Below are 20,482 nucleotides of genomic sequence, written 5' to 3' on the forward strand. Positions count from 1 at the left end.
GGTTTTCGAGCGCGCCGGCGGATGCTTTCCGGGCCCGGGACGGAGAGGATCGGGGGATGAGTGCCGACATGAACGCGGACGAGAAGACATACGGCTCCTGGCCCTCGCCGATCACGGCCGAGCGGCTCGTGGAAGGGGCCGCGACTCCCGGCGACATCCGGGCCGACGGCGAGGACGTGTGGTGGTCGGAGGGTAGGCCGTCCGAAGGCGGCCGGATCCAGCTGGTGCGGCTGCGACCGGGCGGGTCGCCCGAGGACATGCTGCCCGAGGGGTTCTCGGCGCGAACCCGCGTGCACGAGTACGGCGGCGCCGCCTGGACGATTCGCGCGGGCGTGCTGGTCTTCGCGAACTGGACCGACCAGCGGTTGTACCGCCTCGCGCCCGGCGACGCGGCGCCGGTGCCGGTCACCGCCGAGCCGGAGGTCGAGGCGGGCCTGCGCTACGCCGACTTCACCATCGTGCCGGCGGGGCAGTGGGGGCCGGGCGAGTGGCTGGTCGCGGTGCGCGAGAGCCACGAGCCGGCGGCGGTGAAGACGCACGGCGAGGCGGTCAACGAGATCGTCGCGCTGCCGCTGGACGGCCCCGGCGGCGAGCGGGTCCTGGTCACCGGACCGGACTTCGTGTCCTCGCCGCGCCCGGCGGCGGACGGCTCGGCGCTCGCCTGGACCCAGTGGTCGCACCCGGACATGCCGTGGGACGCGGCCGAGCTGATGGTCGCGGCGATCGAGGCGGGGCCGCGGCCGACCGGCGCGCAGGCGCTCGCGGGCGGCGGGCGCGAGTCGGTGGTCCAGCCCGAGTGGGGGCCGGACGGCGCGTTGTGGTTCGCGTCGGACCGCACCGGGTGGTGGAACCTGTACCGGGTCGGCGCGGGCGGTCAGGTCGAGGCGGTGGCGCCGGTCGAGGCGGAGATCGGCGGCCCGCAGTGGATCTTCGGCGAGCGCTTCCACACCTTCCTCGACGACGGCCGGATCGCCTGCGCGGTCGTCTCCGGCGGCTTCGCCTACCTGGGCCTGGTCGACCCGACCCGCCCGGAGCAGCCGCCCGCCCGGGTGGAGACCGGGCTGAACTGGCTGTCCGACCTGGTCGCGGTGCCCGGCGGGGTGTTGTTGATCGGCGGCGGCCCGGACGACGAGGACGCGCCGCGCCGGGTCCGGCTCGCGCCCGGCTCCGCCACCGCGTTGCAGATCGAACGGCTGCGCCCGGCCCGGGACTTCGGGTTGGACGCGCGGTGGTTCAGCGCGCCGCGGGCGATCGAGTTCGCCTCCGCGGCCGGCCGTACCGCGCACGCGCTGCTGTACCTGCCCAAGAACCCGGACGTGCGGGCGCCGGAGGGCGAACTGCCACCGCTGATCGTGTCCATCCACGGCGGGCCGACCGCGCAGGCGTCGGCGGTGCTCAACCTGCGGATCCAGTACTGGACCAGCCGGGGCTTCGCGGTGGCGGACGTCAACTACGGCGGCAGCACCGGCTACGGCCGGGAGTACCGCAACCTGCTGTACGACTCGTGGGGCATCGTCGACGTCGAGGACTGCACCGCGGTGGCCCGGCACCTCGCCGACACCGGCGTCGTGGACGGCGCCAAGCTGGCCATCCGGGGCGGCTCGGCGGGCGGCTACACCACGTTGGCCGCGCTGGTGGCGGGCGACGACTTCACCGCCGGCGCGAGCCACTTCGGCGTCGCCGACATCGCGGCGCTGGCCCGGCACACGCACAAGTTCGAATCGCGCTACCTGGATCGCCTGGTCGGCCCGTACCCGGAGGCCGAGGCGGTCTATCGGGCGCGCTCGCCGATCAACCACACCGAGCACCTGTCCGCTCCGCTCGCGGTGTTCCAGGGGCTGGAGGACCAGGTGGTTCCGCCGGCCCAGGCGGAGATGATCGTCGCGGCCCTGAAGGAGAAGGGGCTGCCCTACGTCTACCTGGCCTTCGAGGGCGAACAGCACGGCTTCCGGCGGGCGGAGAACATCATCCGCGCGTTGGAGGCCGAACTGTGGTTCTACGGAAAGGCCTTCGGGTTCCGGCCGGCCGACGCGATCGACCCCCCGCCGGGCGGGGGATTCTGACCGGAAGCGACGCGAACCGAGCGCGGCGTCCCCTCCGGCGGGGCGCCGCGCGGGTGGCCGACGCGGATCGGCGGCCCGCCCGCCCGGATCGGGCGGGCGGGCCGTTACCCTCGGGTCCTGTGATTCCCGAGGCAGTGCGGATATGCCGACGCACTCGGTCATCGGTTCGTATGTTTTCGCCCGACTCGGGTGGGACGGTGTCGACCGCACTCCGGTCCTCCGTCCGAGCCGAGGCGGCCCATCGTCGAGGAAGCCGACCATGCCCGAAGCGCCCGTCGAAGAGCGACCTTCCGCCGCACCGGATCGCGGGCCTCGGCCCGATCCGCCGGTCCGGGCCCCCGCCGCCCGCCGCACGGGTCCCACCCGCCTGTACGCGCTCGACGTGCTTCGACTGTTCGCCGCGCTCGCCGTGTTGTCCTTCCACTGGACCGCGGACGCCGGCGTGCCGGAGATCTGGGGCGGTCGCACCCCGCAGGACTTCATGCCGACCGTCGCCGGGATCACCCAATACGGCTGGCTCGGCGTCGAGTTGTTCTTCATCATCAGCGGCTTCGTGATCTGCATGAGTTCGTGGGGGCGGCAGGCCGGCGACTTCGTGGTGTCCCGCGTCGTGCGCCTGTATCCGGCCTTCTGGGCGGCCATCCTGCTCACCGCCACGGTCCTGCACTTCGCGCCGGACCTGGGTCGGCCGGGGGCCCGGTCCGGCATCGACGCCCGGACCGTGCTGGTGAACTTCACCATGTTCGAGGGCCGGCTCGGGTACAAGGACGTCGACGGCGTCTATTGGACGTTGTGGCTGGAACTGCAGTTCTATCTGCTGTTCGCGATCGTCGTGGCGATGGGATTGACCTATCGCCGCGTGGTCGCCTTCTGCGGTATCTGGCTGGTCGTGGCGATGATCGCGAACGGCAGCGAGGTGCCGATCCTGGAAGAGCTCGCGATGTTGCGGCAGGCGCCGTACTTCGTCGCGGGCGTGACCATCTACCTGATGTATCGCTTCGGGCCGAATCTGCTCCTGTGGGCCATGGTCGGCTTCACCTGGCTGCTGGCGATGGCGGACGTGCCGGGCCTGAAGAAGGTCTACGACGACGCCGTCGGCGATCCGATGTCGGCGGTGGGCGTGTCGGTGGCGATCACCCTGGCCTACGCGGTGATCATCGCGGTGGCGCTGGGCTGGTTCGACTGGGTGCGGTGGAAGGGGCTGGCCGTGTTCGGCGCGCTGACCTATCCCCTGTACCTGATCCACCAGGAGGCGGGGTGGACGCTGATCCACTGGCTGCGCGAGCGCGGGCTCGGCGACCGGGCGGCGATCGGGGTGGCGCTGGTCGCGGCGCTGACCGTGGCGTGGCTGCTGCACCGCCTGGTCGAGCGCCCGCTGAGTCGGCTCATGAAGCGCGGCTTCGACAAGTCGCTGAGGAGCATGCGCGAGGCGTCCGATCCCGCTCCCGAGCGCGGGTTGCGGCGTTCGGGTGGTGAGGGTTTGGATACGCCGCGTTAACATGCCCCGTTTCGACGGGTAACACGCGGCGGCGATTCTTCGAGGGCAACGAGCCGGTACGACTCTCGAGGAGGGGCACGACGTGTTGCTGACCCCGCATGAGCAGGAGCGGTTGATGGTCTCCTACGCCGCCGATCTGGCGCAGCGCAGGAGAGCCAGAGGACTGCGGCTCAACCATCCGGAGTCGGTGGCCGTCCTGTCGTCGTTCCTGCTGGAGGGCGCGCGGGACGGGCGCTCGGTGGCCGACCTCCAGGAGGCGGGTCGACACGTGCTCGACCGGGACGACGTGATGGAGGGCGTTCCGGAGCTGTTGGCGGACGTGCAGGTGGAGGCCACCTTCCCGGACGGGACCAAGCTGGTGACCGTGCATCGGCCGATTCCGTGAGGCCGCGCCGGTCGTTGGCGGCCGTGGTACCGGGCGAGATCCTGTTGGGCGAGGAGCCCATCCCGCTGAACCCGGGGCGGGCGGTGCTGGTGTTGCCGGTGGTCAACGCCGGGGACCGGCCCGTGCAGGTGGGATCGCATCTGCACTTCCCGGCGGCCAACGACGCGTTGGAGTTCGATCGCCGGGCGGCCTGGGGGCATCGCCTGCACGTGCCGGCCGGGACCGCCGTGCGGTTCGAGCCGGGCGTGGCCCGCGAGGTGGAACTGGTGCCGCTGGCCGGTGCCCGGATCGTGCCCGGGCTCCGGGCCGGCCGCGGCGGGGTGTTGGACGCGGGGGGCGGCGGGGACGTGGCGGACGCGGCGGACGCGGCGGATCCGGGGGACGCGGCACTGGGCGCCTCGGACCGGGAGGACGCGCGATGACGTCGATCGATCGGCACCGATACGCGCTGCTCTACGGCCCCACCACCGGGGACCGGATCCGGCTCGCCGACACCGAACTGCTGGTCGAGGTGACCGAGGACCTGACCCGCCCGCGCGGCGCGGCCGGGGACGAGGCGATCTTCGGCGGCGGCAAGGTGATCCGCGAGTCGATGGGGCAGTCCGTGGCCACCCGCGCCGAGGGCACGCCGGACACGGTGATCACCGGCGCGGTGATCCTGGACCACTGGGGCGTCGTCAAGGCCGACGTCGGCATCCGGGACGGCCGGATCCGCGCGATCGGCAAGGCGGGCAACCCCGACACGATGGACGGCGTGCACCCGGACCTGGTGATCGGCCCGTCGACCGAGATCATCGCGGGCAACGGCCGGATCCTGACCGCCGGCGCGGTCGACTGCCACGTGCACCTGATCTCGCCGACCCAATTCCCCGAGGCGTTGTCGGCCGGGGTGACCACGATGGTCGCCGGCGGTACGGGGCCCGCCGAGGGCAGCAAGGCGACCACCGTCACGCCGGGCGCGTGGCACCTGGCCCGGATGCTGGAGTCGCTGGACGGGGTGCCGATCAACTTCGTCCTCCTGGGCAAGGGCAACACCGTGTCCGAGGAGGCCATGTGGGAGCAGATCCGGGCCGGCGCGGGCGGGCTCAAGCTGCACGAGGACTGGGGCTCGACGCCCGCGGTGATCGACGCCGCGCTGCGCGTGGCGGACGCGGCCGGCATCCAGGTCGCGCTGCACAGCGACACGCTCAACGAGACCGGTTTCGTCGAGGGCACGCTGGCCGCGATCGGCGGGCGGAGCATCCACGCCTATCACACCGAGGGTGCCGGCGGCGGGCACGCGCCGGACATCATCACCGTGGCCGGACTGCCCAACATCCTGCCCTCGTCCACCAATCCGACCCGGCCGCACACCGTCAACACGGTCGAGGAACATCTCGACATGCTGATGGTCTGCCACCATCTGAATCCGGCCGTCGCCGAGGACCTGGCGTTCGCCGAGTCGCGGATCCGGCCCTCGACCATCGCCGCCGAGGACGTGCTGCACGACCTCGGGGCGATCTCCATGATCGGCTCGGACAGCCAGGCGATGGGCCGGGTCGGCGAGACCGTGCTGCGCACGTGGCAGACCGCGCACGTGAACAAGGTGCGGCGCGGCGCGCTGCCCGGCGACGGGGCCGCGGACAACCTGCGGGCCCGGCGCTATGTGGCCAAGTACACGATCTGCCCGGCCGTCGCGCACGGACTGGACGAGGAGGTCGGCTCGGTCGCCGTCGGCAAGCTCGCCGACCTGGTGTTGTGGGACCCGAGGTTCTTCGGCGTGCGACCGCATCTGGTCGTCAAGGGCGGGGCGATCGCGTGGGCCGCGATGGGCGACGCGAACGCGTCCATTCCCACGCCGCAACCGGTGTTGCCCAGGCCCATGTTCGGCGCGGCGGCGCGCACCGCGGCGGCGACGTCGGTGCACTTCGTGGCGCCGGCGGCGCTGGAGGACGGGCTCGCGGAGCGGCTGAACATCGACCGCCGGCTGGTGCCGACCGGGGACGTGCGAGGACGGGGCAAGTCGGCCATGCCGCTCAATGACGCCATGCCGCACATCGAGGTGGATCCCGAGACGTTCTCGGTGCGCGTGGACGGCGAGAAAGTGGTCGCGGCGCCGGCCGGAACCTTGCCGATGGCGCAACGTTATTTCCTGTTCTGATTGCGCCCGATTGCTTCTTGACGGAGGGTCAGTGAAAGCTGACTCACCGTCAGGATGTAGAACTGTGACTGCGGTGACCGGCCAGGACCGACATCGACACGTTACGACCAGTAAGAGGTGGTACTCATGGGTGCTGGACTTCTCCTGCTCGGGGATTCCAGGCTGCCGGCAGGCGGCTACGCGCATTCGGGCGGCTTGGAGAACGCCGTCCTGCGGGGCGAGGTGCACGACCTCGACACACTCACCGAATTCCTGCTCGGCAAGCTCTACGGCACCGGCGCGGTGCAGGCGGCCTTCGCCGCCGTCGCCGCGCTGACCGCGGGGCCGTACGCGCTGCCCGAGATCGCGCCGTGGGCCGAACTCGACGCCGAACTCGACGCGCGGACCGCCTCCGCGCCGGCCCGGGCCGCCTCGCGCGCCCAGGGCCGATCACTGCGCCGGGTGGTCAAGGCGGCCTGGCCCACCGAACCGTGGCCGGCCCTGGGGGTGTCCCCGCACCACGCGATCGTGCTCGGCGCCGCGGCCACCCGGGCCCGGCTCGACGAGCGCGAGGCGGCCGTGCTGGCCGCGACCAACGTGGTCAACGGGCCCGCCTCGGCGGCGGTCAAGCTGCTCTCCCTCGATCCGATCTCGGTCACCGTGGTGCTCGCCGAGATGGCCGGGCACTGCGACCAGGTCGCCGAGGAGGCCGCCGACGCGGCCCGCACCGTGTTCGCCGACGGCGACTGGGACCGGCTGCCGTGCTGGTCCTCGGTCGGCCTCGACGTCTGCGCCGAACTGCACGCCCACGAGGAGGTCGTCCACTTTGCATCTTGACCACGCCCCCGGCAACGGCGGTACCCACGCGCACACTTCGCCCCCGCCCGCCGTGCCCGGCTCGCGCGCTCTGCGGATCGGCATCGGCGGACCGGTGGGATCCGGCAAGACGGCGCTGGTCGCCGCGCTGTGCCGGGTCCTCGCCGAACGCTTCTCGCTCGCGGTGGTCACCAACGACATCTACACCACCGAGGACGCCGACTTCCTGCGTGCCGCCGGCGTGTTGGCGGCGGACCGGATCGCCGCCGTGCAGACCGGCTGTTGTCCGCACACCGCCGTGCGCGACGACATCAGCGGCAACCTGGACGCGGTCGAGGACCTGGAGGCGGCGCATCCGGACCTGGACCTGGTGATCATCGAGTCCGGCGGCGACAACCTGACGATGACCTTCAGCCGGGGCCTGGCCGATGTGCAGATGTTCGTCATCGACGTGTCCGGCGGCGACAAGGTGCCGCGCAAGGGCGGTCCCGGGGTGACCCGTTCCGACCTGCTGGTGATCAACAAGACCGACATCGCCCCGCAGATCGGCGCCGACCTGGCCGTGATGGACCGCGACGCGGCCCGCATGCGGCCGGGCACCCCGGTGGCCTTCCTGTCGTTGCGCGAGAGTCCGGGGGCGGACGTGGTCACCGCGTGGGTGCTCGACCAGATCGCCGCGTGGCGGGCCGGCACGGCGGTACCGGTGCGGCCGGCGAGCCCCGTCGAGGCCGCGCCGGTCGCGGCCCCGGTCGTCGGGTGAAGGCAACCGCCGTGGTCCGCGCGGAACTTCGGCACGGCCGCACGGTGCTTACCGAACTGCGCGGGCAGGTGCCGCTGCTGCCGCGCGAGGTGTCCGTGCCGGGCGCCGTCGCCGAGGTGGTCTTCGTGGGCGGCGCGGCCGGACCGATCGGCGGCGACGACCTGGCGCTGCGCGTCGAGGTGGGGGCCGGCGCGCGGCTGCGGGTACGCACCGCCGCCGCCGCGGTGATCCTGATCGGCGACGGCACGCCGGCCCGGCAGCGGGTGGATCTGGTGATCGGCGCCGGCGGCCTGCTGGAGTGGCTGCCGGAACCGGTCGTGGTGGCCGCGCGGGCCGCCTTCCACAGCGTCGTGCGGGCCGAACCGGCGCCGGACGCACGCCTGTTCGTGCAGGAGACGCTGGTCCTGGGGCGCGCCGACGAGCCCTGCGGGGACGCGCTCTCGCGCTGGGACGTGGTCGTCGACGGGCGGCCGGTGCTGCGCCAGCAGAGCGGCTACGGCCCGGCCGCGCATCCGGGTTGGCGCGGGCCGGCGGGCACGGCCGGCGGGAGGGTGGTGGCCACCCGGTTCACCCTGCCGGCCCCGCCCGATCGACCGATCAGCGCGCCGGGCCGGGCGGTGTGCGATTTGGCGGGCGGCGGGCGACTGGTGACCGTGACGGCGCGGGACACGATGACGGCACACCGCGCGCTCGCGGGGATGTCGGCCTCGGCGCCGGTCCCCGCGGCGCCCCCGGCCCCGGTCGCGGCGGATCAGTTTTCCAGGGCGACCAGTTCGGAGCCGGCCGTACCCAACAACAAGACCTCGCCGGTGCCCGCGGGAGCGGCGGTCAGGTAGGTCGGCAGCGGATGCGTCCAGCGCCGCCGGCCCGTCGCCCGATCGAAGGCGTGCAACTCGTCGGTGCCGCCGGCGTAGGCGAACCCGTTCACCACGGCCACCGGGCTGGGCACACTGGCCCCGGTGGTCCGCCGCCAGCGCTCCGCGCCGGTGCGCGCGTCCAGCGCGTACAGCGTGCCGACGTCGGTGGTGTAGATGATGTCGTCCGCGACCACCGGCGCGGTCAGGTCCGGAGTGCCGCGGAAGCGCCAGACGATGTCGCCGGTGGCGATGTTCAGCGCGACCAGGGTGAACCCGGTGACCACGTAGACCAGGTCACGGATGACGTGCGGAGGCCGGGTGATCGGCGCGGCGAGGTGGATCGACCATCGCGGCTCCCCGTGCTCGGGGACGATCGCGCTCACCGTGCCGTCGGTAAAGGTCAGGTACACCAGGTCGCCGCCGTTCTCGCCGATCACGGCCGGCATCACCCCGCCGCGCTGCGCCGAGTCGCTCCACTCCCAGCGGTGCGCGCCCTGGGCGATGTCGAACGCGAGCACCCGGTTGTCCCGGGTGCCCACCACCAGGGACGAGCCCAGCATCACCGGCGCGCCGAGGATCTGGTCGCCCGCGTACTGCTGCCACACCCGTTCACCACTGCCCGGGTCGAGCGCGGAGAGCTGCCCCGCCACACACGCCAGGAACACGGCGGTCCCGGAGACCACCGGCTCGGACCACACCATCGACTCGGTGCGCGCGGTCCACAGCGCGACGCCGGTCTCGGTGCCCAGGGCCATCACCACGTTCTCCGTGGTCGTGCAGTAGGCGACGTTGTCGAAGACCTGGAGGGTGGTCACCCGACCCTCCACCGCGCGCCGCCATCGCGTCTTCGGCTGCGTCCGGCCCTCGCCCAGCCGCGCGAACGCGACGCCGGCCGAGGTCACCGTCGCCGCGGTGACCGCGAAGCCGCCCGCGATCAGGAGCCGGCGCCGGGTCAGTCCGCGCCCGGTCGGCGGGTCCTGTGCCCGGGCCGCCTGCGGCATGTCGGCGCGCTCCGGCGCGGGGGCGGCGGGCAGGACCAGTGACGCGGGCCGCGGGGTCAGCACCCGGTCCACGTCCACCGCCGTCGGACGTTGTCCGGGATCGGGGTCCAGGCAGCGCCGGAGCAGCGGGCTCAACTCGGCGGAGGGCGTGCCGCCCCCGGCGAGCGTGATCAGCGTGCCGAACGCGTACACGTCCTCCGAGGGATCGCCGCCGTCGTCCGCGTCGGTGCGGCCCGCGAAGCCGGTCACGCGCGGACCGTACGGGGTGATCAGCACCTGGTCCGGACCCAGCCGGCCGTGCACGAGGCCGATCGCGTGCACGCGGGCCAGAGCGTCGGCGATGCCCGCCGCGACCTCGCGCAACGGGCCGTCCGCAAGCGGACCGTCGTGGTCGAGCACCTCACCGAGCGTCCGCACTCCGGGCATCGCCCACGCCCTTCCGGGACCTGTCGACGTGCTTGCTGGAGAGCAGAGTAGGACCTGGGGGGCGGCACGGATAGAGCCCGGAAAAACGATCCGGAAACGGTTCGCCGGCCCGGAGCGGGAGGGGAACACGAGGCGCCCGGGGGCGACCTCGGCGGTGCTTTCGGACCGGTTCGCGCGTGTTCCGGGACCGCGCCGGAACCGGTTCGGACCGGGAGCGGGCCGGCTTCGGATCGGGTCCGGACCGCGCCCGGACCGGCGTCGGGTCGCGTTCGGACCGGGGCCGGACAAGCGCGGGACAGGCGCGGGACAAGGGCCGGACAAGGGCCGGACCGGCTTCGGGCAAAAGAAAAGGAGGCGCCCGGCCAAAGGCGCCTCCTTCGCGAACCGCACAGCGTTTCGCGAGCAGGACGATCATAACCCGCCCGTGCCCGCCGGCCCGCCGGCCTGTCGACGCCGGCCCGGGGGTCGTCGCGGTGCTCAGTCCCGGGCCGACTCGAGCGCGCCGTCCCACACCCGGTGCCAGTGGGCGACCGCCGACTCGCCCGTCCCCACCACCATCGCCGGCAGACCCGCGTCGAAGCCGCGCTGGCAGGACTCGGCGCCGGGGAAGTCCTCGGTCACCAGCACCCGCTTGTTGGTCTCGTGATTGGCCCGGGCCGTGGCGATGCTGCCCTGGGCCAGTGGCTCCCAGGTGCCCTCGGTCATGTGCACGACCGAGCGGTTCGGCCGGTCGCCCGGGTAGATCCGCAACATCGTGGTGCTCAGCGGGCTCTCGATCAGCACGGTGGACGGCAACACCGTCTGCACGTTGACCATCGGCAGCCGCGCGGGCCAGGACTCCTCGGGGACCTCGGCGAGTTGCTCGAAACCCACTATCGGGACCGCGAACCGGGTGTGCGGTCCCCACGTGTCGACGATGCCGTGGTTGAGCACGATCCCGTTGATGGTCGCGGTGTGCAGGAACGGTACGTGGTAAGCCTCGACGTTGACGTCTACGGTGAGTTTCCAGTTGCAGGCCAACTCGAACCGCTCGCTGACCACCGCGCGGGTGCGGTCGTACGGGAAACCCGCGTAGGCGTCCTCGAGTTCGCCCAGCGCGCCGGCCACTTCGACGTCCGGACGCAGGCCGACCACCACCAGGCCGGCGGACAGCGCGACCGGCAGCGGGCGCAGGCCGAACTTCTCCGGGTCGATCCCCGGGAACTGCGGACGCCCGGGCAGCCCGGTCAAGGCGCCCCGGTCGTCGAAGGTCCAGCCGTGATAGCCGCAGCGAAAGCGCTGCGCGCTGCCGCAGCCGGTGCCGGTCAGGCCCTCGGTCTCCGGGACGTCCCGACTGACCCGCATGCCCCGGTGCGTGCACGCGTCCAGGAACGCGTGCAATCCGCCGTCCCGGTCCCGGGTCACCAGGACCGGTACGCCGTCCACGTCGCGCGCGATGAAGTCGCCCGGCTCGGCCACCTCGCCGGCCCAGCCGATCACCTGCGGCGTGCGACGGAAGAGCACCTCCCGCTCGCGGGCGTGCCGGACCGGGTCGGTGAAGCACGAGCCGTCCAGGACGGCGGGCGCCGCGCCCAGGTCGAGCGTGCGGTGGGTGATGTGCTCGATGATGCGCCGCCCGGTGGCGACCACGTCCTGGTGCTTCACGGTGTGACTCCGATGTCCGGGCCGGCCGGCACAACCCCGACCGGATCTCTGTTACACCGTTACATTGTTGGACCGAGCCGATACCCCGTCAATGACCCGCGACCGGATGTGGTGTCATCAGTGGGCAATCGCACGTGGAGGTCAGCACCATGCCCGGCCGGGTCGAGAACGTTGCCTATGACATCGCGGGCCTGACCCTGTCGGGTCTGCTCGCCCGACCCGGACCCGGCGTCCGCGCCCGCGGACTGCTGCTCGCGTTGCACGGCGGCGGGTCGCGCGCGGCCTACTGGCATCGCGAGGCCGCCGCCGAGGGTTCGCTCCTGTTGCTGGGCGCGGCGCTCGGCTGGACGGTCCTGGCGATCGACCGGCCCGGTTACGGTGCCTCCGCGGGCCTGGCCCGGGAGCGACAGGGGCTGGACGCGCAGGCGGACCTGGTGTTCGCGCTGCTCGACGAGGTGGCCGAGAGCCTGGTCGACGCGCCGGACGAGGCGGTCGGGATCCCGGTCGACGCGCGGTCGAACGGGCCGGGGCGGCTGCCGGTGTTCGTCGTCGCGCACTCGATGGGCGCGATCCTGGCGCTGCGGATGGGCGCGGACAAGCGCGGCCGGGAACTGCTCGGGCTCGCGGTCGGCGGCGCGCCGTTGCGGTACACGCCACAGCGCTTGGCCGAGTTCGCCTCGGTCCCCACCGAGGGCGACTTCGTGCCGTCGACCGGCGGTGGCACTCCGGACACCTTCTTCGGGCCGCCCGGCTCCTACGACCCGGCGCTGCTCACCCGGGCCGGGCGGGTGGCGGCGGCGGTGCCGATGGCCGAGTTCCTCGACGTACGGGAGACCCCGCACACGCTGCCCGCGGTGCTGGCCAGGGTGGTGCCGCCGGTGCACTGGACCGTGGCCGAGTTCGAGCGCTCCCAGCCGGCCGGTCCGGAAGTACCGGCCGAGGCGCGCGAGTTGCTCACCGCCGCGGGCCGGGTGGAGACGCACACGCAGCGCGGTGTCGGGCACAACATCAGCCTGCACCACGCCGCGCGCGCGTATCACCTGCGCGTGCTGGCCTTCGCCGAGGAATGCCTGCTCGCGGGCCCCGCCGACGGCTGACGGGCCGACGGCGGGGGAGCGGGCGGCGGAACCGACGCAGCCGGATCGACCGGCCCCGGACCGACTCGCGCCCGGGCGTCGCCGGTCACGGCCGGTCCGGCAGGGTGAACCACACCACCTTGCCCGGCGGGAGCCGATCGGCGCCCCACGCGTGCGCCAGGCCGTCGATCATCCGCAACCCCCGACCCGACTCCTCGTCCCAGTCGCCGACCCGGGCGATCGGCATGCGCGGCGACGAGTCGCGCACCTCCACCCGCAGCACGTCGCCGTCGTGCAGCAGGGTCAGCGCGTGCCAGGCCCCGGGCCCGACGTGGACGAGCACGTTGGTCAGTAGTTCGGTCAGCAGCACCTCCGCCACGTCGACCAACCCGGCCAGACCCCAGTCGTGCAGAACCTTGCCGGTGGTCCGGCGGGCCCGGCCCACCCCCAGGGCCGAGGCGGCGAGTTGAACGCAATAGTGACGGACGTCCTCCGCCATCACCGGCATGTCGACCTCCGGACGTGCGGCAGGGGGTCGCACGATCCGAGGCATGCACCCAGAGCGACCCGTGGACAACATTAAGTCATGACCGACATGGAGCGTGCCCGGCCGTGAATGAGTGTGCAACTCCCAATCTTGGATCGACGGGAAGTTTCCGGTAGTAACCACACTTCCACGCGCAGTAGGGCACACTGTCCCCCGATCGGACGCGCCGACGTTCCGGTTCGGTGCGTGAACAGCGTGTAAGTGGAGGTGCGGCGTGGCCATGGCGCCCAATCCGACCGTTCGGCAGCGCAGGCTCGGGACCGAGCTGCGCCGGTTGCGCGAAGCGCGCGGCCTGAGCCTCGAAGATGTCGCCGTGCGCCTGGAGTGCTCGGATTCCAAGGTCAGTCGGATCGAATTGGGCCGCAGCGGCGTACGACCGGTGGACCTGCGCATCCTGCTGGACCTGTACCGGGTCGCGGACGAGCAGGAGCGCGATTCGCTGCTGACCCTGGCGCGCGAGGCCAAGAAGCGCGGCTGGTGGCACAGCTACTCGTCGATCCTGCCCAGCTCCTACGCCGAACTGCTCAGCCTGGAGGCCGAGTCCTCGGGGATGCGGGGATTCGAACTCTCGCTCATTCCGGGCCTGTTGCAGACCCCGGACTATGTCCGGGCGGTGATCGCCGCGGTGCGCGAGGACATGTCCGCCGAGCAGGTGGACATGCTCGTGCGGGTGCGCCAGGAGCGGCAGGCGGTGCTGGACCGCGTCGGGCCGCACGGCGAGGCGACGTTCCGGCTGACCGTGGTGATCTCGGAGTCCGTGCTGCGCACCGTGGTGGGCGGCCGGGAGACGATGCGGGCCCAGTTGGAGCACCTGATGGCCGCCGCCGCGCGGCCGCACGTGCGCCTGCAGATCCTCCCGTTCTCGGCGGGCGCACACCCCGCGATCGAGGGTTCATTCGCGATCATCGGATTCCCCGCGCTTTCCGATCTGGATGTGGTCGTACTCGACACGCATACGAGTAGCCTCTATCTGGAGGAGCCCGAACACGTCAGCGTCTATGAGCGTTTGTTTGAGGACATCCGCGCTTCGGCGCTGTCGTACGGTGAATCCTTGTCCATGATCGAGCTCGCAGCAAAGGAATTGTCTTGAGCAACACAAACCCGGGTTCGCTTTTCCGGTTCGATTCCCCGAGTATCACTGCGGTTTCCTACATCGATGGGAAAGACGCAGGTCAAGGCACTGTCGCCGGTCACGCGTGGCGGCGGAGCACATACAGCGGCGCCACCAGCAATTGCGTCGAGACGGCCCCCGTCGAGAGCGCCGTCCTGGTGCGCGACTCGAAAGTTGCCGCCGGTCCGGTGCTCGAACTGGAAGCCGGTGCGTGGCAGATCTTTATCGGTGGGATCGGCGCCTGAGCCGAGTCCGTTCCGATACCGAACGGTTGATTGTTCGCACTCCTCACTCCCAAGAGTGGGAATTAATCCCACGAAAGAGTGAATTCTCCCGATGATCGTCCCGGGTTCCCGTGCCCCGGGACGCTCCCAATGCGCAACTCTCCGTCGCCGACCCCTTACTCCACTCCGTGCGCTGCACTCCGGCACGCTCCGGCAGCGCATCGGGGTGGAAGAGTGGTGGGGTGCAGATCTCGGTGCTTGGCCCGCTCCAGGTGTGGGACGACGACGGTCGATCCGTGACGATCGGCGGCGCGCGATTGCGTGCGCTGCTGATCCGGCTTGCCCTGGACCCCGGCAAGCCGGTTTCCGCCGACCGGCTGATCGCGGCCGTGTGGGGCGACGAGCCGCCCGCCGGGGCCGGCAACGCGCTCCAGTCGCTGATCTCCCGGCTGCGTCGACACCTGCCCGCCGAACTCGACTCGGGGCCGGCCGGCTACGTGCTGGGGATCCGCCCCGAGGACGTGGACGCGCACGTGTTCGGCACGCTCGCGGTCCGCGGTCGCGGGATGCTGGGCGAACGCGACCCGGCGGGCGCCGCCGAGACCCTGGGCCGGGCGCTCGCGCTGTGGCGGGGTCCGGCACTGGTCGACGCCGCCGACGCGCCGTTCGCGATAGGCCCCGCCGCACGGCTGGCCGAGCAGCGCCTGGGCGCGATCGAGGACCGGGTGCAGGCCCAGTTGACGCTCGGCCGCAGCCAGGGACTGGCCGCCGAGCTGGAACAGTTGACCCGCGAACACCCGCTGCGCGAGCGACTGTACGGACTGCTGATCCGCACGCTGCACGAAGAGGGCCGCCGGGCGGACGCGCTGACGCTGTATCAGGACCTGCGCGAGCGGCTCGCGGACGAGTTGGGCATCGACCCCTCGCCGGACCTGGAGGCGGCCTACCTCGCGGTGCTGCGCGGCGGCGACCCGCGCCCGACGGCTCGGGCGGCCCCGTCCGCACCGGCCGAGTCCCGCCCGGCGGCCGCGCCTCGCCCGGCGCCGGGCAATCTGCCCGCGCGGCTGACCACGTTCGTCGGCCGCGAGGACGAGGTGGTCCGGGTCGACCGGCTGCTCGACGAGTCGCGCCTGGTCACCGTGGTGGGCCCGGGAGGCGCGGGCAAGACCCGGCTGAGCACCGAGGCCGGCGCCCGGCTCGCGGCCCGCGGCCAGGGCGTGGACGGCGGCATCTGGTTCGTCGAACTCGCCCCCGTACTGGACCCGTTGGATGTCCCGCAGGCGGTGCTGACCGCACTGGGACGACGTGAGGTGGGTCTGCTGGACACCCACCTGCCCGGCGCCGGCCGCGATGTCGTGGATCGGATCGTCGAACTGCTCGCGGGCCGACCCAGCCTGCTGATCCTGGACAACTGCGAACACCTGGTCGCCGCCGCGGCGGCCTTCGCCGGCCGACTGCTCGCCCAGACACCCCACCTGCGGATCCTGGCCACCAGCCGGGAACCGCTCGGCATCGACGGCGAGATGTTGTGCCCGCTGGGACCGCTCGCACTGCCACCGGCCGGCGTCGGCGTGGACGAGGGCATGACCTACGCGTCGGTGCGGCTGTTCGCCGACCGGGCCCGCGCGGTCCGGCCGGGCCTGGTGATCGACACCGCCACCATCGGCGCGGTCGCCGAGATCTGCCGGCGGCTGGACGGACAACCGCTCGCCCTCGAACTCGCCGCCGCCCGTACCCGCTCGCTCACCCCCGCGCAGATCGCACACCGGCTCGACGACCGGTTCCGGCTGCTGACCGGCGGGAGCCGGACCGCGCTGCCCCGGCACCAGACGTTGCGCGCGGTGGTCGAGTGGAGCTGGGACCTGCTGGAGGAGCGCGAACGGGTCGCACTGCGTCGTCTGTCGGTGTTCGCCGGCGGCACCTCGCTGGAAGCCGCCGAGGCGGTGCTGCCGGGCGAGGACTTCGCCGGGGCCGACGTGCTCGACCTGCTCGCCGGGTTGGTGGACAAGTCGCTCGTGGACGTGATCGGCAGCACCGAGACCCGCTACCGGTTGCTGGAGACGATCCAGGCCTACGCGAGCGAGCGGCTCGCCGACGCGGGCGAGAGCGACGCGACCGCGGACCGGCACGCGCGCTGGTTCATCCGCTACGCCGAGGCGGAGGACGCGCGGCTGCGCGGGCCGGGACAGATCGAGGCGATCAACCGGATCGCCGCCGAGCACGACAACCTCGCGGTCGTGCTGCGCCACGCGGTCGAGCACACGGACGCGGACACCGCCACCCGGCTGGTCGAGGCGCTGTCCTGGTTCTGGGCGATACGCGGCAACCACGGCGAGGCGCACGCGTGGGGTCACGAGGGGCTCGCGGTGCCCGGATCCGCGCCGCAGGACAAGCGCGCCACCGCGCTCGCGTTCCACGCGCTGCACGCCTTCTCGGCCGGCGAGCGGTGGGACGCGATCCGCGCGTACGCCGGGGCCCGGATCATCGTGCGTCGACTCGGCCCGAAGGCACCGCAGTCGCTGCCGGTGTTCCTCGACATGCTGGGCTACGTGGTGCGCGGGGACAACGAGGCCATGAGCGCGGCGCTGGTGGCGGCCGACACGCTCGACGACCCGTGGACCCAGGCGATGGCCCGGCTGATGCGGGGGCACTTCGCGGTCAATCTCGGCCAACCCGAGACCGCGGTCTACTTCCTCAACGACGCCCGCGACCGGTTCGCCGCCATGGGCGACCGGTGGGGACGCGCGTCCGCGATCTCGGGGCTGGCCGAACTGCTGATGTACACGGCCGACTTCGACGGTGCGCTACTCGCCGTGGACGAGGCGCTCGTGCTGCTGTACGAGTTGCAGGCGGAGGACGAGATCCCGCAACTGCTGGTCCGCCGGGGGATGATCCACGCGCGGTCCGGCGACATCGAGGCCGCGCGGCGGGTGATGGACGATCTCGTCCAGCGCGCCGACGCGCACTCGACCCCGCTGTCGCACTTGCTCGCCGAACTCGGACTGGGCGAACTCGCGCGCTACACGGGCGATTTCGAGGAGGCCGAGCGGCGCTATCAGCGCGCCTTCGCGGAGCTGCCGAACACCTCCCTGCTGCCCCCGCAACTGACCGGCAGCCTGCACGTCGGCCGGGCCCACGTCGCGTGCGGCCTCGGCGACGTGGCGGCGGCCCGGTACCACCTCGACGCCGCCGTCCCGTACGCGCTGGAGAGCCAGGACATGCCCGTGTTCGCCTCGTGTGTCGAGGGGTTCGCCGTGCTGGCCCTGACCAACGGTGACCTCGAGGGCGCGGCGCGGCTGCTCGGCGCGGCGCAGGTGGTGCGCGGTCACCCCGGTTTCGGCGACATCGACGCGGACCGGGTCGCCCGACGGTTGGAAGCGAGCATGGGGACCGAGGAATTCACCCGGGTCAAGGCGACCGGCGCGGCGCTGGGGGTGGACGAGGTGGTCACGCTGGTCCGGCCGGAACCGCTCGCGGCCCCGGAACCCTGAGGGTGCCGGGGCGGTTCGGAGCGGGCCGGCGTCGGCTCCGGCGGTCGGGCGGTCGGGCGGTGCCGCCGGAGTGCGGACCGGCGACTGGGCGGCCGGGGCGGCGGACCGGTGGCACCGGCAAGGCGTCGGCACCGGCCAGGCGTCAGACCCGGCGGTTGTACTGGCGAAGCGTCAACGGGATGAACACCGCCATCAGGGCGAACGCCCAGATCACCGCCACCGTCGCGTGATGGGCCACCGGCCCGCCGGTGAGCAGACCACGCGAGGCGTTGGTCACCTCGGTGACCGGGTTGATCTTGACCCACGCCTGCAGCCAGCCCGGCATCGTCGAGGTCTTGGCGAACAGGTTCGAGCCGAAGGTCAGCGGAAACATCATCAGGAACGAGACGCCCTGCACGGTGCGCGGCTGCTTCAAGGTCACCCCGAGCAGCGCCACGACCCAGCAGACGGCGAATGCGAACAGCAGTACCAGGCCGACCGCGGCGATCACCGCGAACACGTTGGTGTGGAACCGGAAGCCGATGATCGTGCCGAACACGAACACCGACGCGACGGCCACCAGGAAGCGGAGCACGTCGCCGAGCACGGTGCCCGCCAGCGGCGCGATCCGCGAGATCGGCAGGCTGCGGAACCGGTCGAACACGCCCGTGGACATGTCGGTGCACAGCCCGACCCCGGTGCCCACCGACGCGAACACCACGGTCTGCACCAGGATCCCGGGCAGGACGAACTGGAGATAGTCGTGGGTGCTGCCCTCGATCGCGCCTCCGAAGAGGTACACGAACATCACGATGAACAGGATCGGCTGCAGGGTCAGGTCGATCAGTTGTTCGCTCTGCTTCTTCAACTTCACCAGGCTGCGCCAGGTGAGCGTGAGCGTGTGCCGCAGCGCGGCGCTCGGGGCGTTGCGGTGCGGTACGTGCGCTGCCGGCTTCGCGGGCGGACGCGCGGCGGTGTCGTCGGCGGGACGGACGGTGGTCGTGGTCATCGGGAGGCTCCTAGGACACGGGCCAGATGGGAGATGGTCAGCAGCAGGACGGCGAGCAGCGGCAGAACCCGGGTGCCGTATACGTCGGGACGGTGTTTCACGCGGCCTTGCCCCGGTCGGTCGCCCCGTCGTCGCGCTCGGTCGCGTCCTGGCTGCGGTGCCCGGTGAGGGTCATGAACACCTCGTCCAGGCTGGGCAGTCGCAGGGCGAACTCGGTGGCCCGGATACCGGCCCGGTCGAGCCGGGAGACCACCACCGGGAGCAGGTTCTCGTCGGAGACCGCGACGGTGACCTGACCGCGCTCGCGCTCCACGATCGGATCCCGGCCGGTGAGTTCGCGCAACAACTCGACCACGTCGGGCAGTCGGGTCGGGTCGGCCGGCCGGACCTCCAGGCTCTGACCGCCGACCTGGCTCTTGAGCTGGTCGGCCGTGCCGTTGGCGATCACCCGACCGTGGTCGATCACCACGATGTCGCTCGCCAACTGATCGGCCTCGTCCAGGTACTGCGTGGTCAGCAGCACCGTGACCCCCTTGTCGCGGACCAGTTCGCGCAACATCTGCCACACGTCGCCGCGACTGCGCGGGTCGAGCCCGGTGGTCGGCTCGTCCAGGTACAGGAAGGCGGGGCGACCCACGAGCGAGGCGGCCAGGTCGAGCCGGCGGCGCATACCACCCGAATAGGTGCCCGGGGTGCGACCGCCGGCTTCGGTCAGGTCGAACCGGGCGAGCAGTTCGCGGGCACGCGCCTTCGCCTCGTTGCGGGGCATGTCGAGCAGGCGGCCGAGCAGGAGCAGGTTCTCGAAGCCGGTCATCTCCTCGTCCACCGAGGCGTACTGGCCGGTGAGTCCGATCAGCCCGCGCACGTCGTGCGCCTGCCGGACGGTGTCGAACCCGCCGACCCGGGCGATGCCCGCGTCCGGCTTGATCAGCGTGGCCAGTACCCGCACCATCGTGGTCTTGCCCGCGCCGTTGGGGCCCAACAGGCCCAGTACGGTGCCGGCCTCGGCCCGCAGGTCGACCCCGGCCAACGCGGTGGTGGTGCCGTACCGCTTGACCAGTCCCTCGGTCTCGATCGCGTATGTCATTGGGGTCGCTCCCCGCTCGGTGTTCGTCGTCCGTGTCCGACGTCTTCGTCGTGTGTCGCCATCAGCTTCACCGGGCCCGCTGAGATCGCGCGCACACGCCGCCGGCACCGCCGGCACCGGCCTGACACGGTGCCGCCACCGACCCGGCACCCGCAGCGGTAATGTCCTGGCACTGAGGGTCCGCGTGGGGAGAACGAGGGAAGACCATCGGGAGTCGCCACATGCTCGCGATAGCTTCGAGGTGACAGCGTTCGCCGAGCACGCGGGCGGTCGGGGGCCGGCGGACGTGGGGTCGGGTCGACCGACAAGGGGCACACGCGACAGTGGGGGAGGCAGGGCGTTGGCGGCAGCCGTTCCGATTTCGCAGGCACCGGGGCCGGGAGTGCCCG

General features: G+C 72.3%; 16 protein-coding genes and 1 pseudogene. 12 read left to right on the plus strand and 5 right to left on the minus strand.

Features of this window, described 5'->3' with window-relative positions; translation table 11 throughout:
- Positions 1 to 56 precede the first annotated feature (56 nt).
- The 8 genes and pseudogenes from ACWCPW_RS35805 to ACWCPW_RS35840 all read left to right on the plus strand — a co-directional run bounded on the left by ACWCPW_RS35805 (position 57) and on the right by ACWCPW_RS35840 (position 8,477).
- Positions 57 to 2,063, plus strand: coding sequence for a prolyl oligopeptidase family serine peptidase (locus ACWCPW_RS35805; RefSeq protein WP_449765739.1), 2,007 nt, complete (start codon positions 57 to 59; stop codon positions 2,061 to 2,063).
- A gap of 259 nt (positions 2,064 to 2,322) precedes the next feature.
- The gene (locus ACWCPW_RS35810; RefSeq protein ID WP_449765740.1) at positions 2,323 to 3,561 is read left to right on the plus strand and encodes an acyltransferase family protein; all 1,239 of its coding nucleotides are present in this window, start codon (positions 2,323 to 2,325) and stop codon (positions 3,559 to 3,561) included.
- 82 nt (positions 3,562 to 3,643) lie between these two features.
- Complete coding sequence (locus tag ACWCPW_RS35815) at positions 3,644 to 3,946, plus strand: urease subunit gamma (protein ID WP_449765741.1); 303 nt, start codon at positions 3,644 to 3,646, stop codon at positions 3,944 to 3,946.
- Positions 3,947 to 3,969: 23 nt separating this feature from the next.
- A pseudogene (locus ACWCPW_RS35820) lies at positions 3,970 to 4,278 on the plus strand (urease subunit beta); the annotation flags it as partial.
- An 86-nt stretch (positions 4,279 to 4,364) separates the two neighbouring features.
- Positions 4,365 to 6,086, plus strand: coding sequence for an urease subunit alpha (locus tag ACWCPW_RS35825; RefSeq protein WP_449765742.1), 1,722 nt, complete (start codon positions 4,365 to 4,367; stop codon positions 6,084 to 6,086).
- A 126-nt stretch (positions 6,087 to 6,212) separates the two neighbouring features.
- Positions 6,213 to 6,902, plus strand: coding sequence for an urease accessory protein UreF (locus ACWCPW_RS35830; RefSeq protein WP_449765743.1), 690 nt, complete (start codon positions 6,213 to 6,215; stop codon positions 6,900 to 6,902).
- Entirely contained in the window at positions 6,892 to 7,641 is a 750-nt protein-coding gene (gene ureG / locus ACWCPW_RS35835; RefSeq protein ID WP_449765744.1) for an urease accessory protein UreG, read from the plus strand. Before ACWCPW_RS35830 ends, ureG begins: the two co-directional genes overlap by 11 nt.
- Positions 7,638 to 8,477: an urease accessory protein UreD gene (locus ACWCPW_RS35840; protein WP_449765745.1), complete on the plus strand. Its 840-nt coding sequence runs from the start codon at positions 7,638 to 7,640 to the stop codon at positions 8,475 to 8,477. The genes ureG and ACWCPW_RS35840 overlap by 4 nt, the downstream gene beginning before the upstream one ends.
- On the opposite strand, the gene ACWCPW_RS35845 is transcribed toward ACWCPW_RS35840, so the two are convergent.
- Both ACWCPW_RS35845 and ACWCPW_RS35850 read right to left on the minus strand, forming a co-directional pair.
- Positions 8,393 to 9,925, minus strand: a complete 1,533-nt coding sequence (locus tag ACWCPW_RS35845) for an outer membrane protein assembly factor BamB family protein (RefSeq protein WP_449765746.1) — start codon at positions 9,923 to 9,925, stop codon at positions 8,393 to 8,395. The genes ACWCPW_RS35840 and ACWCPW_RS35845 overlap by 85 nt on opposite strands.
- Before the next feature lie 477 nt (positions 9,926 to 10,402).
- On the minus strand, positions 10,403 to 11,569 hold the full coding sequence (locus tag ACWCPW_RS35850; RefSeq protein WP_449765747.1) for an aromatic ring-hydroxylating oxygenase subunit alpha: 1,167 nt from the start codon (positions 11,567 to 11,569) through the stop codon (positions 10,403 to 10,405).
- 149 nt (positions 11,570 to 11,718) lie between these two features.
- On the opposite strand from ACWCPW_RS35850, the gene ACWCPW_RS35855 reads away from it, so the two are divergent.
- Positions 11,719 to 12,666: an alpha/beta fold hydrolase gene (locus tag ACWCPW_RS35855; protein ID WP_449765748.1), complete on the plus strand. Its 948-nt coding sequence runs from the start codon at positions 11,719 to 11,721 to the stop codon at positions 12,664 to 12,666.
- 85 nt (positions 12,667 to 12,751) lie between these two features.
- Here the strand turns inward: ACWCPW_RS35855 and ACWCPW_RS35860 are convergent, their stop codons facing one another.
- Positions 12,752 to 13,153 (minus strand): ATP-binding protein, encoded by a 402-nt coding sequence (locus tag ACWCPW_RS35860; protein WP_395859738.1) that lies wholly within the window; start codon positions 13,151 to 13,153, stop codon positions 12,752 to 12,754.
- A gap of 259 nt (positions 13,154 to 13,412) precedes the next feature.
- Between ACWCPW_RS35860 and ACWCPW_RS35865 the strand changes: the two genes are divergently transcribed.
- The 3 genes from ACWCPW_RS35865 to ACWCPW_RS35875 all read left to right on the plus strand — a co-directional run bounded on the left by ACWCPW_RS35865 (position 13,413) and on the right by ACWCPW_RS35875 (position 18,018).
- Positions 13,413 to 14,282, plus strand: a complete 870-nt coding sequence (locus ACWCPW_RS35865; protein ID WP_402229602.1) for a helix-turn-helix domain-containing protein — start codon at positions 13,413 to 13,415, stop codon at positions 14,280 to 14,282.
- Positions 14,279 to 14,548 carry a DUF397 domain-containing protein gene (locus ACWCPW_RS35870; protein WP_449765749.1) on the plus strand — a complete coding sequence of 90 codons (270 nt, stop codon included), beginning with the start codon at positions 14,279 to 14,281 and terminating at the stop codon, positions 14,546 to 14,548. The genes ACWCPW_RS35865 and ACWCPW_RS35870 overlap by 4 nt, the downstream gene beginning before the upstream one ends.
- 221 nt (positions 14,549 to 14,769) lie before the next feature.
- The gene (locus ACWCPW_RS35875) at positions 14,770 to 18,018 is read left to right on the plus strand and encodes a BTAD domain-containing putative transcriptional regulator (RefSeq protein ID WP_449765750.1); all 3,249 of its coding nucleotides are present in this window, start codon (positions 14,770 to 14,772) and stop codon (positions 18,016 to 18,018) included.
- A 142-nt stretch (positions 18,019 to 18,160) separates the two neighbouring features.
- Here the strand turns inward: ACWCPW_RS35875 and ACWCPW_RS35880 are convergent, their stop codons facing one another.
- The gene (locus ACWCPW_RS35880) at positions 18,161 to 19,006 is read right to left on the minus strand and encodes an ABC transporter permease (RefSeq protein ID WP_449765751.1); all 846 of its coding nucleotides are present in this window, start codon (positions 19,004 to 19,006) and stop codon (positions 18,161 to 18,163) included.
- A gap of 97 nt (positions 19,007 to 19,103) precedes the next feature.
- Positions 19,104 to 20,093, minus strand: coding sequence for an ATP-binding cassette domain-containing protein (locus tag ACWCPW_RS35885; protein WP_449765752.1), 990 nt, complete (start codon positions 20,091 to 20,093; stop codon positions 19,104 to 19,106).
- Positions 20,094 to 20,482: the final 389 nt, after the last annotated feature.

It is taken from the genome of Embleya sp. NPDC001921 (genome assembly GCF_053594475.1).